General features: G+C 38.7%; 13 protein-coding genes. All 13 read left to right on the forward strand.

Annotated elements, in window-relative coordinates; translation table 11 throughout:
* Positions 1-89 precede the first annotated feature (89 nt).
* Entirely contained in the window at positions 90-347 is a 258-nt protein-coding gene (locus U8519_RS10325) for a PspC domain-containing protein (RefSeq protein ID WP_442892150.1), read from the forward strand.
* Entirely contained in the window at positions 344-709 is a 366-nt protein-coding gene (locus tag U8519_RS10330) for a phage holin family protein (RefSeq protein WP_334330230.1), read from the forward strand. Before U8519_RS10325 ends, U8519_RS10330 begins: the two co-directional genes overlap by 4 nt.
* Positions 710-831: 122 nt before the next feature.
* Complete coding sequence (gene hprK, locus U8519_RS10335; protein WP_334330231.1) at positions 832-1,782, forward strand: HPr(Ser) kinase/phosphatase; 951 nt, start codon at positions 832-834, stop codon at positions 1,780-1,782.
* A complete protein-coding gene (gene lgt / locus U8519_RS10340; RefSeq protein WP_334330232.1) occupies positions 1,779-2,594 on the forward strand; it encodes a prolipoprotein diacylglyceryl transferase in 816 nt (271 codons plus the stop codon). The genes hprK and lgt overlap by 4 nt, the downstream gene beginning before the upstream one ends.
* Positions 2,595-2,658: 64 nt before the next feature.
* Positions 2,659-3,627: a thioredoxin-disulfide reductase gene (trxB, locus tag U8519_RS10345; protein ID WP_334330318.1), complete on the forward strand. Its 969-nt coding sequence runs from the start codon at positions 2,659-2,661 to the stop codon at positions 3,625-3,627.
* Positions 3,628-3,770: 143 nt separating this feature from the next.
* Positions 3,771-4,022: a helix-turn-helix domain-containing protein gene (locus U8519_RS10350; protein WP_334330233.1), complete on the forward strand. Its 252-nt coding sequence runs from the start codon at positions 3,771-3,773 to the stop codon at positions 4,020-4,022.
* 111 nt (positions 4,023-4,133) lie between these two features.
* A complete protein-coding gene (locus U8519_RS10355) occupies positions 4,134-5,852 on the forward strand; it encodes a phospho-sugar mutase (protein WP_334330234.1) in 1,719 nt (572 codons plus the stop codon).
* Between the two features lie 87 nt (positions 5,853-5,939).
* On the forward strand, positions 5,940-6,443 hold the full coding sequence (locus U8519_RS10360) for a GNAT family N-acetyltransferase (protein WP_334330235.1): 504 nt from the start codon (positions 5,940-5,942) through the stop codon (positions 6,441-6,443).
* A 108-nt stretch (positions 6,444-6,551) separates the two neighbouring features.
* Positions 6,552-8,990, forward strand: coding sequence for an MSCRAMM family protein (locus U8519_RS10365; RefSeq protein WP_334330236.1), 2,439 nt, complete (start codon positions 6,552-6,554; stop codon positions 8,988-8,990).
* Positions 8,991-9,078: 88 nt separating this feature from the next.
* On the forward strand, positions 9,079-10,368 hold the full coding sequence (locus U8519_RS10370; protein WP_334330237.1) for an alkaline phosphatase family protein: 1,290 nt from the start codon (positions 9,079-9,081) through the stop codon (positions 10,366-10,368).
* Positions 10,365-11,618 (forward strand): MFS transporter, encoded by a 1,254-nt coding sequence (locus tag U8519_RS10375; protein ID WP_334330238.1) that lies wholly within the window; start codon positions 10,365-10,367, stop codon positions 11,616-11,618. The genes U8519_RS10370 and U8519_RS10375 overlap by 4 nt, the downstream gene beginning before the upstream one ends.
* A 118-nt stretch (positions 11,619-11,736) precedes the next feature.
* Positions 11,737-13,746 carry an excinuclease ABC subunit UvrB gene (gene uvrB / locus U8519_RS10380; protein WP_334330239.1) on the forward strand — a complete coding sequence of 670 codons (2,010 nt, stop codon included), beginning with the start codon at positions 11,737-11,739 and terminating at the stop codon, positions 13,744-13,746.
* Positions 13,747-13,748: 2 nt separating this feature from the next.
* Positions 13,749-16,634, forward strand: a complete 2,886-nt coding sequence (gene uvrA, locus U8519_RS10385) for an excinuclease ABC subunit UvrA (protein ID WP_334330240.1) — start codon at positions 13,749-13,751, stop codon at positions 16,632-16,634.
* Positions 16,635-16,672: the final 38 nt, after the last annotated feature.

A 16,672-nucleotide genomic window follows, 5' to 3' on the forward strand; every position in this document is an offset into this window, starting at 1 on the left:
AAATTCCCACAGCTATGTTGTATATTTTTCAGACAAAGTTGAGGTGAGATTTCTTGAAAAAAAAATTAACGAGATCGAGTACCAACAGAATGCTAGCTGGAGTTTGTGGCGGTTTGGGTGAATATTTTGGAGTCGACTCAACTTGGATAAGATTGGGTTTGATATTTATCACTCCCTTTACTTATTTTTTAACGATTCCAGCTTATATAGTGTGCGTCTATCTCATGCCTGAGAAGCGCAACATTCAGCGCACTGATTTTAACAAACCATACAATCCATATAACCGGATCAATAATAGAATCCGTAAGATAAACAACACGAAAGGGCGAAGTGATAAAAACAAATGAGACTACTAATTAAGATGGCGATTTATACTGTATTATTTTTGGCAATTGCGAGTCTACTGCCAGGGATGTTTTACGTTAATAGCTTGGGAACAGCAGTCTTGGCAAGTTTTGTTTTGATTGTCTTGAATTGGACAGTAAAACCCATTTTGCATATTATTTCTTTGCCGATCACATTTATCACCTTTGGTCTGTTTTCATTTGTGATCAGCGCTATAACTTTAGAAATAACATCATCGTTAATGGGACCTTCAACTTTCTATTTCAGTAGTTTTGGGTCAGCCATCGTGGTTGCTATCATTCTAGCTATTTGTAACTCGGTTATTAGTAATTACGCATCCGATAATTTCAATAAAAGAGTTTAGAACTTAATAGACGTATCTTATGATGATGCGTCTTTTTTGTTTTCTTGATTCAGCTCAATTCTTTTATCAACATTAAAATGATAGAATTAAGGTTAAGAATAAAAATTAGTGAGGGTTGCTTTATGACAAGTTTTGTTACGGTATCTGAATTAGTTAAAGAAAATAATTTAAAAATTTATGGTGGTAAGGAACTTTTAGACGGCAAAAAAGTTACGACAAGTGATATTTCTCGTCCTGGAATCGAGTTGACAGGATATTTTGACTATTATCCTAGTGAACGGATCCAATTGTTTGGTCAAACTGAGTCAGCTTATTCACATTCAATGACTTCTAATAATCGTTACAAAGTAATGTTAGAGATCTGTCGAGAAGATACACCGGCGCTACTTATTTCACGTGATATCAAACCGAGTGAAGAATTGTTGCGCGCCGCTAAAGAACATGGCGTACCAGTGATTGGTTCAGCATTACCTACAACAAGACTATCGAGTATGGTAACTGAATACTTAGATCAACGCTTGGCACCAAGAGAATCGATCCACGGTGTATTAGTTGATGTTTACGGAATTGGAATCTTATTAACTGGACATTCAGGAATTGGTAAGAGTGAAACTGCTCTTGAACTAGTCAAGAGAGGTCATCGCTTGATTGCTGACGATCGTGTTGATGTTTATCAACAGGATGAAAAAACAATTGTCGGTGAAGCTCCTAAGATTTTGAATCATTTACTTGAGATCCGTGGTATCGGAATTATTGATGTTATGAACTTATTCGGTGCTGGAGCCGTTCGTCAAGAAAGCAAGATATCATTGATAATCAATTTGGAAGATTGGTCACCGGATAAGAATTACGATCGTTTGGGATCTATGGAAGACAATCGTCCTATCTTTGACGTTGATGTGCCGCAAATTACTGTTCCTGTTAAAGTTGGACGTAATATTTCTATTATCATAGAAGTTGCTGCCATGAACTTCCGTGCTAAGAACATGGGTTATGATGCAACTAAGAAGTTTGAAGAGAATTTGGGTTCATTAATTAAGAAAAACACAGCAAATGAAGAGGGTAACAAATGAGTTTATTAGCATTAAATCCTATTGCCTTTAATCTCGGCGGTTTAGAGATTCATTGGTATGGAATAATTATCGCCCTGGGAGCTTTAGTTGGAGTCTTGATGGCGATGTCTGAAGCTAAGAAGCGTGGGATCGATCCAGATAATATTTTGGATCTAGTCTTGTGGGGTGTTCCTATTGGTCTGATCGGTGCCAGAATCTATTATGTGATTTTTGAATTGCCATTTTATCTGGCTAACCCGGGTGAAATTATTAAGATCTGGCACGGTGGGATCGCCATTTATGGTGGTTTAATCGCCGCAGGGATCGTACTGTATGTTCTGTGCAAAAAACGTGACATTTCAGTTTGGCTGATGTTAGACATTGCTGCACCCTCAGTCTTATTAGGCCAGATAGTCGGACGCTGGGGCAATTTTATGAATCAAGAAGCCTTTGGTGCAAAAACTAGTCTGAGCTTTTTACAGTCACTCCATTTACCCAATTTTGTGATTGAACAAATGTACATTAATGGTTCATATCGTCAGCCGACATTTTTGTATGAATCATTCTTCAACCTAATTGGATTGATAATTATTTTAGTGATTCGCCATCGCAAGCAATTGCTCAAACAAGGTGAGGTCTTCCTGTCATACTTGATTTGGTATCCAACAGTTAGATTCTTTGTCGAAGGGATGCGGACTGATAGTCTTTATATCATGCCTGGCATTAGAGTTTCACAAGTCTTGTCAGTGGTGCTATTCGTTGTGGCTGTTAGTCTATTCATCTATCGTAGGCGAAGTATTTTTAAGTTGCCGTGGTATGTTGAGGCAAAATAATGGAATTTTATTTTTAAAATGGTAAGCTTTTAAAAGTGATACAGATGAGTACATACGTTTGCTTATTTGTCGATTTACGCAAGAGGAGGTACTTTTAATGAAAACATATGATGTAGTCGTTATTGGCGCAGGTCCTGGTGGACTAACTGCTGCCTTATACGCATCAAGAGCAAACTTGTCAGTGATGATTCTTGACCGTGGGATTTACGGTGGTCAAATGAACAACACTGCTGAAATTGAAAACTATCCTGGATTTGAATCTATCCTAGGGCCAGACTTGAGTGAAAAGATGTATAATTCATCAATTCGTTTCGGGGCTGATTTCGGTTATGGTGCTGTTGAATCAGTTGAGGACAAGGGAACGACTAAGATCGTTCATACTGATGATGGTGATTATGAAGCCAAAGTCGTAATTATTGCTACAGGATCGCAATATAAGAAGATCGGTGTGCCTGGTGAGGAAGAACTCTCAGGACGCGGAGTTTCATACTGTGCCGTATGTGATGGTGCTTTCTTCAAAGGCAAGGACGTTGCTGTCATCGGTGGTGGAGATTCAGCTGTTGAAGAAGGAATATATCTTACACAATTAGCTAAGTCAGTTACAATTATTCACCGTCGTGATCAATTACGTGCACAAAAGATTCTTCAAGATCGTGCATTCAAGAATGATAAGATCAAGTTTGTATGGAATGCTGATGTCAAAGAAATCGTTGAAAAAGACGGAAAAGTTGGCGGAGTTCGCTACATTGATAAAGAAACTGGTAATGAACATGTAGTTCCTGCTAGTGGTGCATTTATCTATGTCGGTATTCAACCAATGACTGATTCATTCAAGAGCTTAGGAATTCTTGATGAAGATGGTTGGATCAATACAACTGAACATATGGAAACAAAAGTACCTGGCGTTTATGCAATTGGCGATGTTAGAAAGAAAGATCTACGTCAAATTGCTACAGCTGTAGGTGAAGGCGGAATTGCTGGACAAGAGGCTTTCAACTATATTCAAACTTTAGGTGATAAAGTAACAGCCTAATTCAGTATAAAAGGAGTGGATCAAATCCACTCCTTTTTTTATTCCATATTTATAAAAAAATTTTTGCTAAAAATGACTTCCATTTTAACCTGTTTAAACATATAATAGCTTATGAAATATGAAAAAAGATGGGAGTGTTTTATATGCGCGAATTCATAAACGAGAGTAATCAGGTGTATCAAGATTCTGAAACAAACATTCACACTAATTTAAAATTACTCCGTCATAAATATGGAGTGACACAAAAACAAGTTGCTGAAGTACTACATATTGATGTCACAACGTTATCACACTATGAAACAGGTATTCGTGTACCTGACATTGAAACTTTAATAAGATTAGCAGATTACTATGGCACAACGGTTAACTGCATAATAAGTTGTGAAGCTATTTAAAAAATGACTCGTTATTACAGTAACGAGTCATTTTTATTTGGATTTTAAGTTCTATTTAACTTTTATTGATATAATATAGTGTAAGTACTTACAAATTAGGAGGACAGTTTAATGTCTTGGCAAGATACAGTAGAACAATGGCTAGATTATAAGGAACTAGATCCTGAATTAAAATCTCAACTCAAAGAGTTACAAAAAGATTCTGATGCGTGTGAAGAAGCATTTTATGCCCCAATGGAATTTGGTACAGCAGGAATGCGTGGTTTGATCGGACCAGGAATCAATCGAATGAATATTTATACAGTTCGACAAGCTACTGAAGGCTTGGCATCATTCATGGATACACTGGATGAAGCTACAAAGGCTCAAGGTGTAGCAATCAGTTATGATTCACGTTATCACTCACAAGATTTCGCTTATGAATCCGCAAAAGTATTAGGTGCACATGGAATTCACAGTTATGTATTCGATAGCTTACGTCCAACACCCGAATTATCATTCGCCGTAAGAACAATTCCTACATATGCAGGAATTATGATTACTGCCAGTCATAATCCTAAACAATACAATGGCTTCAAAATTTACGGTCCTGACGGTGGTCAAATGCCACCCGCAGAATCAGACAATATTACAAGTTTTGCTCGTAAAGCTAGTGACTTGTTCGCAATTAAGACGAAGTCAGTTCAACAATTACGTGCTGAAAAATTATTAACATTGATCGGTGAAGATGTGGATCTAAAGTATTTGGATAAACTTGATACAGTTGTCGCAAATCATGACTTGATCAAAGAAGTCGGTGACAAGATGAAATTCGTTTATACACCACTTCACGGCACAGGTAAGATGATCGCACCAAGAATTTTCCAAAAACTTGGATTTGAAAACTTCTCAATGGTGACTGAACAAGCAATACTAGATCCTGAATTTGAAACAACACCTTTCCCTAATCCAGAGTTCGCCCAAACCTTTGACTTGGCAATTGAAAAAGGTAAGAAGATCGGTGCTAATATTTTGATTGCAACTGATCCAGATGCCGACAGATTGGGTGCTGCTGTTCGTCAACCAGATGGTTCATACAAGTTGATGACAGGTAATCAAATTGCATCAGTGCTATTGAATTATCTTTTGAATGCCAAAAAAGAATTAGGTGATTTACCGGCAAATGGTGCAGTCGTTAAATCAATTGTTTCATCAGAATTAGCTACAGCAATTGCTAATAAATACCAAGTTAAGATGTACAACGTCTTGACAGGATTCAAATACATTGCCGAAAAGATCCAAAACTTTGAAGATACTGGTAGCCATGAATTCTTATTCGGCTTCGAAGAGAGTTATGGATACTTGGTAAAACCTTTTGTCCGTGATAAAGATGCTATGCAATCAACTATTTTGTTAGCTGAAGCCGCTGCATACTATGAGTCAAAGGGTAAGACAATCTACGATGCCTTGGAAGACTTGTACGCTGAATTCGGATACTATCGTGAGAAGACTATTTCTAAGACTTTCGAAGGAATTTCTGGTAAAGATAGAATGAAAGCCATCATGAAACAATTCCGTGAAAAAGGTATCAGTGAAATCAACGATGTAAAGGTCGTTGAATCACTTGATTATTTGAATCAGACTGACAAGTCAGCTGACGGTGTGAAAGAAACTGGATTACCAAAGGCCGATGCTTTGAAGTTTATTCTCGAAGACGGTACATGGGTAGCCATCCGACCATCAGGTACTGAACCAAAGATGAAGTTTTACATTGGAATCACTAGTGACAGTGATGATCATGCAGCTGCCAAGCTTGACAGTTTTGCCAAAGTCATTGAAAGCTGGGAATAACAGTAAAAGTTTAGTATAGAAGGAAGTTCATCGATTATGATAAACTTCTTTTTTGTTTTACTATTATTTGTGTAAAGGAGAAATAAAATGTTAAATATCAATGATCTATCTTCAAGTTATCAAGTTAAACGATTAACACCAAGGGATGTTGATCATGCGTTACACTTAGTTCAAGGCAATTCAAATTTTTTTAGTTATTGTCCACCAGCACCAACGAGACACAGTGTTTTAGAGGATATGAAAGTAGTTCCAGCTAACAAAACTGCCGATGATAAGTATTATCTAGGATATTATGCTGATGATGAGTTAGTAGCGATAATTGATTTTATTATTGGATATCCAGCTGAAAGTGACGCTTGGATCGGTTTCTTTATGGTTGATACTAAATCGCAGAAAAGGGGGATTGGTTCAAAAATCTTGGACGAATTGTCAGCTGTACTTAGTAAAGCAGGATTGAAACGAATCGAAGTAGCATACCCCAAGGGTAATGATCAGAGCAAGCAATTTTTACTGAAGAATAGCTTTGTTTCAATGAAACGAGAGGTTCCAGTGCCGGGCTATACGATGGTGATTATGGAGAAAATCTTTTAATTGAATGATGTGCATCGGCTTATTTTATTCTTGTGGTACATGAAGAGGATTATAATTTTTATATATAATGCGATATAATAATACTCGTGAATATCAGGGGGAATTATTATGGGGCGAATTACAGATCACAAGAAATTATCAGCTGTTTTATTGTTGCTAGTGTTTGGCTTGTCATTGATCGCTAACTTTTTTGCTAGCAGTACGACAAGTTATGCACAGACAGATTTAACAGAGTATTCTACGGGATTGAAAGCAAGTGATGCCACATTAACATATGGTGTAGACAATCAAGAGATACCAAAAGACACAACTGACTTATCCAATTATAAGGATTTGAATGTTAATTATTCTTGGAGTATTAAAGATGGTGTTCAGATTAAGTCTGGGGATACAGTAACATTTACAATACCAGATAATGTTAATGTTAATTTTCCTGGTGACGGTAAAGATTTAGTCTTTTCCATAACTAATCAGGATAATGAAGAAATAGGAACGGCAGTGGTAAAAAGTAGTTCTCCAAGAACTGGTGTAATTACTTTTAATGATAAATTGGAAAATACAAATACAAATAGAGTGGGCCACATATCTATTAGTGGTTCAGGAGTTGTTACCGGCAGTGGTGGTGGAGGATCTTCCGATTTTCTTACCAAAGTAGGTTGGAGTAATCAAGATAACGTGGCCGTACCAAATAGTCTGGTATGGAATATAGTAGCAAATCCTAGGGGTGCCAAGAAGGTTGATAACCTTGTTATCAAGGATACTCTAGGCGCAGGACAAGTTATGAATAAAGATGTCTCTGTTCAAGAAAAAACCTATGGTGATCCTAACAGCGACACGGCTACTCAAGTAGATGATATAGCTAATCCTGACATAACATATACTGATACGGGATTTACTTTGAACATCGGATCTACTGACAAAGAAATTGTTTTAGTATATACAACTAAAGTAACTACTACAATTAATCAAAAAGATAAGTTTATGTGGTCAAATAATGCCACTAGTAGCTATACACCTGCCCCAACTGATGGTAGCAGTACTGATCCAGGATCTGGTTCCGGCAGTGGTGATAATGAACCAATAGTTAATTCAGTTACTCCTACGAAGACATTTGGCGCCAGTGGTAACTTCTCTGGTATAAATGGAACAGTTGTTTTAACCAAAATGGATTCTGCTGATGGTAGTAAATTAGATGGAGCTCATTTTAAATTAGTGATAGATGATGGGACTACAGACGGTAAGGCTATTACTGATAGTAATGGTAACAAACTATATCAAGATGTAATCACTGGAGCACCTACTACTCTAGCTGGTGGTGATTCTATGCCAAATGATAAGGGGAAAATATCCATACCAAACTTATCTCCTGGTAACTATAAATTTATCGAAACTGAAGCTCCAGACGGATATAAGTTGGATACAAGTAAAGGTGATAGTGGAATCTTTACAATAGCTCAGAATCAGACTTTACCTGTTGAGGTTCAGTTCTATGATGCTAAACTGGGAACTGATGTTACACCGACTAAGGGTAGTGTAACCTTAATAAAAACTGCCTCTGACACTAAGAAGCCACTAGCTGGCGCAGTCTTTAGCTTGGAAAACTCTGATGGATCAGTAATTACAGCCGGGCTAACGACGGATGATAAAGGTCAGATCAAAGTGGATAATCTTGATTATGGAGATTACCAATTCGTAGAAACAAAAGCTCCAGATGGCTATGAGTTGGATGCAAAGCCGGTCAAGTTCTCAATTAATAAAGAAAATGTTGATGTTTCGATGGTTGATCAAAAAGAAACTTCTGAGGGCGGTGGTGGAACAACTACACCAACTGATCCAACCGGTAGTGTAACTTTGACTAAGAAGGATGCCTCTACAAATGACGTATTACAAGGAGCAAAGTTCAAGTTATTAGATGGCAACGGTAATGAAGTCGGTAGTGATTATGTAACTGACGCAAAAGGTGAAATCCATGTAGCCGATCTAACAGCTGGAGATTATAAATTTGTTGAAGTTGCTGCTCCAGACGGTTATGAATTAAATGATGTACCAGCTGAATTCACCGTTACAGCTGGTAAAGATGCTACAGTGTCGATGACGGATAAGGCTAGTTCTAAGACAACTAATCCAGATAAGCCCACAACGCCAGATAAACCAACGACACCTGACAAGCCAACAACACCGACGACACCAAGCAATCCAGACAAACCAACGACGCCTACTACTCCAACAACACCAGAAACACCAAGTAATCCGGGTAATTCTAATACACCGGTTATACCTGCGGAACCATGGACACCTGCTGAGCCGGATAATCCGACAACTCCAGATAATCCATTGATTCCAAGCGTTCCTGGTACAGGTGTTGGAACAAGCACAGATACTGATACCTCAGTTCCTAGTGATAACCAATCTGATCAAAGTGATAATGGCAGTGAATTGCCACAGACAGGAATTGCAGGAAGCAATATTGAATTGTACTTAGGTATTTTTGTGTTAGTTATTGCCATGTCAGGTTTGGCATATGAATATGTAGAAATTAAAAAATAGACGAAGAGATTCGTCTATTTTTATTTATAATGGTAAGCAATCACTTACTTGCGTTATAATACCAAATATGAGAGCGAGGGGATTTATTTTGACAACAAACCAACATATGGTCGTAATTTCCTTAGATTCATTGGGATTTAGAGACATTCGCGAACATCAAGAAGAGTTACCAACGTTAAATAAATTAGTCAACGGTGGTACGTGGGTCAAATCAGTGACGGGGATTTATCCAACTTTAACTTATCCATCACATACAACAATAATTACTGGACAATATCCTAGTGTCCATGGAATCGTAAATAATACGAAGATTCAACCTGAGCGTCGCTCGCCGGATTGGTATTGGTATCAAAAAGATGTTAAATCGACGACACTGTATGATTTAGCACGTGAAAAGGGAATGAAGACGGCAGCTTTTTTGTGGCCTGTTACAGCGGGAAGTAAGATCAATTACAATTTAGCGGAAATTTTCCCTAATCGTATTTGGACTAATCAAGTTTTAGTTTCTCTAAAGGCAAGTTCGCCATTGTTCCTATTAGAAATGGATCACAAATACGGCAAATTGAGAAACGGAATCAAACAACCACAATTGGATGATTTCATTACTGCTTGTGCTGTCGATACAATTGAGAATAAAAAGCCCAATCTGACACTATTACATTTGGTCGATATGGATAGCATGCGCCATCGTTACGGTGTCCGCTCTGATGAAGCTATGGCTGCACTGCATCGCTTAGATGCTCATGTTGAACAAGTTATTGAGGCTACAAAAAAGGCTGGAACTTTTTATGATACTAATTTTGTTATCTTGGGCGATCACTATCAAATCAATGTCGATACCATGATTCATCTAAATACATTATTTGCTCAAAAAGGTTGGCTGACACCAAAGTTGGATCAAACTTATGAGAAAGATTGGCGCGTCATGGCAAAGACTTGCGATGGCTCGACTTATATTTATACACAGAATTTTGAGGATAAAGAAGCTTTAGCAGAACTTATCAACAGCGTTGAAGGAGTCGAGACAGTTTATCCACGTTATCGTGCAATTGAACGTGGAGCTGATCCAGCATGTACCTTCATGGTTGAAGCTAAGGAAGGCTATTACTTTACTGATGAGAGCAGCCGTCCAGCTGTAGTGGAAAAAGTTGATCCTGAAACACTCGGACAACCAGATCGTTATCACGGGGTTCACGGTTATGATCCAGATAAGCCGGATTATCAAACAACGATCGTTTTCAATGGTCCGGCAGTCAATAAGGGTCAGACGGTAGAGCACGCCAACTTAGTTGATGAAGCACCAACATTTGCACGTTTATTAGGTCTTGAGTTCAAAGATACTCTTGCTGGTAAATGTATCGAAGGAGTTATCAAATGAGATTTAATAAACAACAGTGGAGTTGGATCTTTTATGACTGGGCGAACTCAGGTTACGGGATCATCGTCACGACGGCAGTTTTACCAGTTTACTTCAAGGCTGTAGCTCAAGGAAATGGAGTTAGTGCCGCTAACTCGACAGCTTATTGGGGCTATGCCAATAGTTTTGGAACACTACTGGTGTCCATTTTGGCGCCAGTTTTAGGTGCTTTAGCGGATTATCCCGGCTATAAAAAAAGAATGTTAAATATCTTTGCCTTAGTCGGTGTTTTAATGACATTTGGTTTGAGTGTTGTACCGACAAGTCAATGGTCCTGGTTATTAGGGGTGTATATCTTGTCAATCATCGGTTATTCTGGTGGAAACCTTTTTTATGATAGTTTTTTGACCGATGTGGCCGATAATCGAGAAATGGATAAAGTATCTTCATACGGATATGGATTCGGTTATTTGGGTGGAGTACTAGCATTTGTCTTATTCTTAGTTCTTCAACTCACCAGTGGTTTTGGAATGTTATCTAGTTTTGGAGTGGCCAGATGGAGTTTTGTTCTGGCGGCCGTTTGGTGGATAATTTTTTATATTCCATTGATCAGAAATGTTAAACAAGTTTATTCCGTCAAGGCGGATTCACACCCAATCACTTCCAGCTTTAAACGTGTTTTTGAAACTTTAAAGCATATTAGAAAGTACAAAGAAGTAGCTTGGTTTTTGGTGGCATACTTCTTCTATATTGATGGAGTAGATACTATTTTTACGATGGCAACTTCGATAGGTATGGATATGGGAATCACCACAACTACTCTAATGATCGTACTATTAGTAGTTCAATTAGTGGCTTTTCCATTTTCTATTTTGTATGGCTGGTTAGCCAATAGAACTTCTACACGTACAGGAATCTTAGTCGGCATAGTTTTGTATTTAGGAATTTGTCTGTATGCCTTGAAGTTAAACACGGCGACTGATTTTTGGATCTTGGCGGTCTTAGTTGGTACTAGTCAGGGTGGTATTCAAGCGTTGAGCAGATCATATTTTGGTAGATTGATCCCTAAGGAATCCGGTAGTGAATTCTTTGGATTCTACAATATTTTAGGTAAGTTTTCAGCTGTGCTAGGACCAGTTTTGGTTGGTATCGTTACGCAGATCACTGGAAAATCCACTATTGGTGCTGCTTCATTGAGTATTTTATTCTTGATCGGCTTGGTTATTTTTAGTTACTTACCAAAGCTTGCAAGAAGCAAAGCTAGTGAGTAAATTTATAGCGAAAGTATGTTCGATATGTTAATATAAAGGCAACATATTTGTGCCTAACGCAAATTACATCTAATTCACAGAGTTAGGTGTATTTTTTAGCTTTATGGAGGATGAATTTTTGATAGATAGAGTAGATGATAATAAGTTTGATTTGGTTTCGAAGTATGCACCAGCGGGGGACCAGCAACAAGCTATCGATAAGATTACTGATGACTTCAAGGCTGGCGATAAAGAGGTCATACTTGAGGGAGCAACTGGTACTGGTAAGACATTTACCATGGCGAATGTCATTAAGAATCTCAATAAGCCGACTTTGATTATTTCTCACAATAAGACATTGGCGGGTCAATTGTATGGAGAGTTCAAGGAATTCTTCCCTAACAATGCGGTTGAATATTTTGTCAGTTACTATGATTATTACCAACCAGAAGCTTATGTCCCATCAAGTGATACTTATATTGAGAAAGATTCGAGTATCAACGATGAGATCGATAAGTTGCGTCACTCAGCAACTAGTTCACTACTGGAGCGTAACGATGTTATTGTTGTTGCCTCAGTATCTTGTATCTTTGGTTTAGGTGATCCTCGAGAATACGCCGACAGTATTATTTCACTACGTGTTGGTCAACAGATCAGTCGCAATGATTTACTAGAGAAGTTAGTCGATAATCAATTTGAACGTAATGACATTGATTTTCAACGTGGTCGCTTTCGTGTGCGTGGGGATGTTGTGGATATTTTCCCTGCATCACGTGACGATAATGCTATTCGTGTGGAATTTTTTGGTGATGAAATCGATCGAATCATTGAAATGGATGCTTTAACAGGTGAAATCAAGGGTCAGATGGATCATATCGGTATCTTCCCAGCCACTCACTTTATGATCAGTGATTCTAAGATGGAAGAAGCCTTGGATCGTATCCAAAAAGAAATGGATGTGCAAGTTGCTAAGTTTACTAAAGAAGGTAAGCTGCTGGAAGCACAACGTATCAAGCAGCGTACAGAATACGATATTGAAATGATGCGTGAAATGGGCTACACATCTGGTATTGAGAATTACTCACGACACATGGAAGGTCGTGCTGAAGGTGAACCACCATTTACCTTGTTAGATTTCTTCCCGAAGGATTTCAACATTATGATTGATGAGTCTCACGTTACTATGCCGCAGATTCGTGGTATGTATAATGGTGATCGTGCTCGGAAGCAAATGCTAGTTAATTATGGCTTCCGTTTGCCAAGTGCTTTGGATAACCGTCCACTAAAATTAGAAGAATTCGAAGAACATGTTAATCGCATTTTGTATGTTTCTGCTACACCGGGACCTTACGAATTAGATAGAACTGATCATTTGGCAACTCAGATCATTCGTCCTACTGGTTTGCTTGATCCTAAGATCGAAGTACGTCCAATTATGGGACAGATCGATGACTTAGTTGGTGAGATCAATGAACGTGTTGAAAAACATGAGCGTGTCTTCGTAACGACTTTGACTAAGAAGATGGCTGAAGATTTGACCGATTACTTTAAGGATTTGGGTATCAAGGTTAGATATTTACACAGTGACATCAAGACTTTGGAACGTACGAAGATCATTCGTGACTTGCGTTTAGGTAAGTTCGATGTATTGATCGGTATCAACTTGTTACGTGAAGGAATCGATGTTCCGGAAGTATCATTGATAGCTATTTTGGATGCCGATAAAGAAGGATTCTTGCGTGCGGAACGTTCATTAGTTCAGATCATCGGACGTGCATCTCGTAATGAGAATGGTAAAGTTATTATGTACGCTGATTCTGTGACTGATTCGATGGAAGCAGCGATTTCTAAGACGAAGCATCGTCGTGAGTTACAAGAGAAGTTTAACGAAGAACACGGGATTACACCGAAGACGATCGTTAAACCAATTCGTGATGCTATCTCAATGTTCCAAAAAGTGGATAACACAGCATCTGAATCAGAAAAAATCGATGATGATATTAAGTTTGAAGATATGTCCAAGAAAGAACAAAAAGAATTGCTTGATAATCTACAAGAGCAAATGGAAGCTGCCGCTAAGAAACTAGACTTCGAAGCTGCTGCCAATTTGCGTGATACTATTCTAGATTTAAAGGCGGAAATGAAGTAACTATGTTAAATGACAAAATCGTAATTCACGGGGCAAGAGCACATAACTTAAAGAATGTGGATGTCACCATCCCTCGTGATAAGTTAGTAGTAATGACAGGATTGTCAGGATCTGGTAAGAGTTCACTGGCTTTTGATACCTTGTACGCTGAAGGTCAAAGACGTTACGTTGAGAGTTTATCTTCGTATGCACGTCAGTTCTTAGGTCAGATGGATAAACCAGATGTCGATTCTATCGATGGTCTAAGTCCAGCTATTTCAATCGATCAGAAGACAACTTCGAAGAATCCTCGTTCAACTGTGGGTACAGTTACCGAGATCAACGATTATCTTCGCTTGTTGTGGGCACGTGTCGGGACACCGATCTGTCCTAATGATGGCACTGTCATCACGAGTCAGTCAGCCCAACAAATGGTTGATGCTGTTCTTAAATTAGATGAAGGTACTAAATTACAAGTTCTTTCACCAGTAATTCGTTCCAAAAAAGGTCAACACAAGAAGGCATTAGCTCAGATTCAAAAGCAAGGCTACGTCAGAATTCGTGTTGATGGTGAAGTGCATGATATCAGTGAAGATATTGAACTAGACAAGAATAAAAAACACGACATCGATGTTGTTGTTGATAGAATCGTGATCAATGATCATATCAAATCACGCTTATTTGATTCAGTTGAAGCTGCATTGCGTCTATCAGATGGCTATATGAACGTTGATGTTATCGGCAAGGACATGATGGTCTTCTCCGAAAAGAATGCTTGTCCATTGTGTGGATTCACGGTAGGAGAACTTGAACCACGTCTATTCTCATTCAATGCTCCATTTGGTGCTTGTGATAACTGTGATGGTTTGGGTATCAAACTGGAAGCCGATATCGATTTGGTTGTTCCAGACCAAACGAAGACTTTGGCTGAAGGAGCAATTCTTCCTTGGAATCCTATTAGCTCACAATATTATCCACAGATGTTGGAACAAGCTTGTAAAGAATTTAATATCGATATGAACACTCCATTTGAAAAAATGTCTGACCATGATAAGAATATCGTTCTCTATGGTTCTGGCGGTAAGAATTTCCACTTCCATTACGAGAATGATTTCGGTAATGTTCGTGACGTTGACGTACCATTCGAAGGAGTTATTCCTAATATCGATCGTCGTTATCATGAAACAAGCAGTGACTTTACACGTGAAGTCATGCGTAAGTATATGACGGAACTGACCTGTCCTGTTTGTCACGGTAAGAGATTGAATCGTAAGGCCTTGGCTGTTAAGGTTTCAGGACAAGATATTGCCGACGTTTCTAATATGTCGATCAAGAATGAACTACCATTCTTCCAAGATATTACTTTGGGAGAACAGAATACGGTTATTGCTAAACCAATTTTGAAGGAAGTTAAAGACCGTTTGACTTTCTTGATCAATGTTGGTTTGGATTATTTGACATTGTCACGTTCAGCCGGAACTTTATCTGGTGGTGAAGCCCAACGTATTCGTTTGGCAACACAAATCGGTTCTAACTTGTCAGGTGTTATGTACATTCTCGATGAACCGTCGATTGGGTTGCATCAACGTGATAATAATCGCTTGATCAGTTCATTGAAGAAGATGCGTGACCTTGGAAATACTTTGATCGTTGTAGAACACGATGAAGATACGATGTTGGCAGCCGACTATTTGATCGATGTTGGACCAGGTGCTGGTGAGAAGGGTGGTCAAATCGTGGCCGCTGGTACACCTAAGCAAGTTATGCGTAACTCTAAGTCGTTGACTGGACAATATTTATCGGGTAAAAAATTCATTCCTGTACCTTTGGAACGTAAAGCCGGCAGTGGTGATTACGTCGAAGTATTCGGTGCTGAAGAGAATAATCTTAAGAAGATCAATGTTAAATTCCCATTAGGTAAGTTCATCTCAGTTACTGGTGTGTCAGGATCTGGTAAGTCGACGTTGGTTAATACCATTTTGAAGCGAGCATTGGCACAAAAGATGAATCGTAATTCACATAAGCCTGGTAAGTACAAGAAGATAACTGGTTATGACAAACTAGAAAAGATGATCGCCATCGACCAGAGTCCTATCGGTAGAACGCCAAGAAGTAATCCGGCTACTTATACGGGAGTCTTTGATGATATTCGTGATTTGTTTGCTCAAACCAATGAAGCCAAACTTCGTGGATACAAAAAAGGCAGATTCTCATTTAACGTCAAAGGTGGACGTTGTGAGAACTGCCATGGTGATGGAATTATCAAGATCGAAATGAATTTCTTGCCAGATGTTTATGTACCATGTGAAGTTTGCCATGGAACTCGTTACAATTCTGAAACACTGGAAGTCACCTACAAGGGTAAGAACATTGCTGAAGTTTTGGATATGAAAGTTGAGGATGCTTTGGAATTCTTCAACAACATCCCTAAGATCAGAAGAAAACTTCAAACCATCGTTGATGTTGGCCTTGGTTATGTTTCAATGGGACAATCAGCCACTCAATTATCTGGTGGTGAAGCCCAGCGTATGAAACTGGCCTCTGAACTATATAAGAAGTCGTCCGGAAATAACTTCTATATCCTCGATGAGCCTACAACTGGTTTACATACAGATGATATCAAACGCTTGTTAGCCGTATTGCAACGCCTAGTTGACGAGGGTAATACCGTGTTAGTTATTGAACATAATCTGGACGTTATCAAGTCATCTGACTGGGTGATCGACCTAGGTCCTGAAGGTGGCGAAGGCGGTGGACAAGTCGTCGCTACCGGAACACCTGAGGATATTTGTAAGGTAAAAGAAAGCTACACAGGTCAATACTTGAAGCCGATCTTGGAACGTGATACCGAGCGGACAATTGAGGCAAAAGAAAAAACTGAAAAGAAAACTGTAAAAAGTAAGAAGTAGTTATTCAACTCGATCGTAAGTGATCGAGTTTTTTAATA

The organism is Companilactobacillus sp. HBUAS59699 (assembly GCF_036913575.1).
Taxonomy (GTDB): domain Bacteria; phylum Bacillota; class Bacilli; order Lactobacillales; family Lactobacillaceae; genus Companilactobacillus.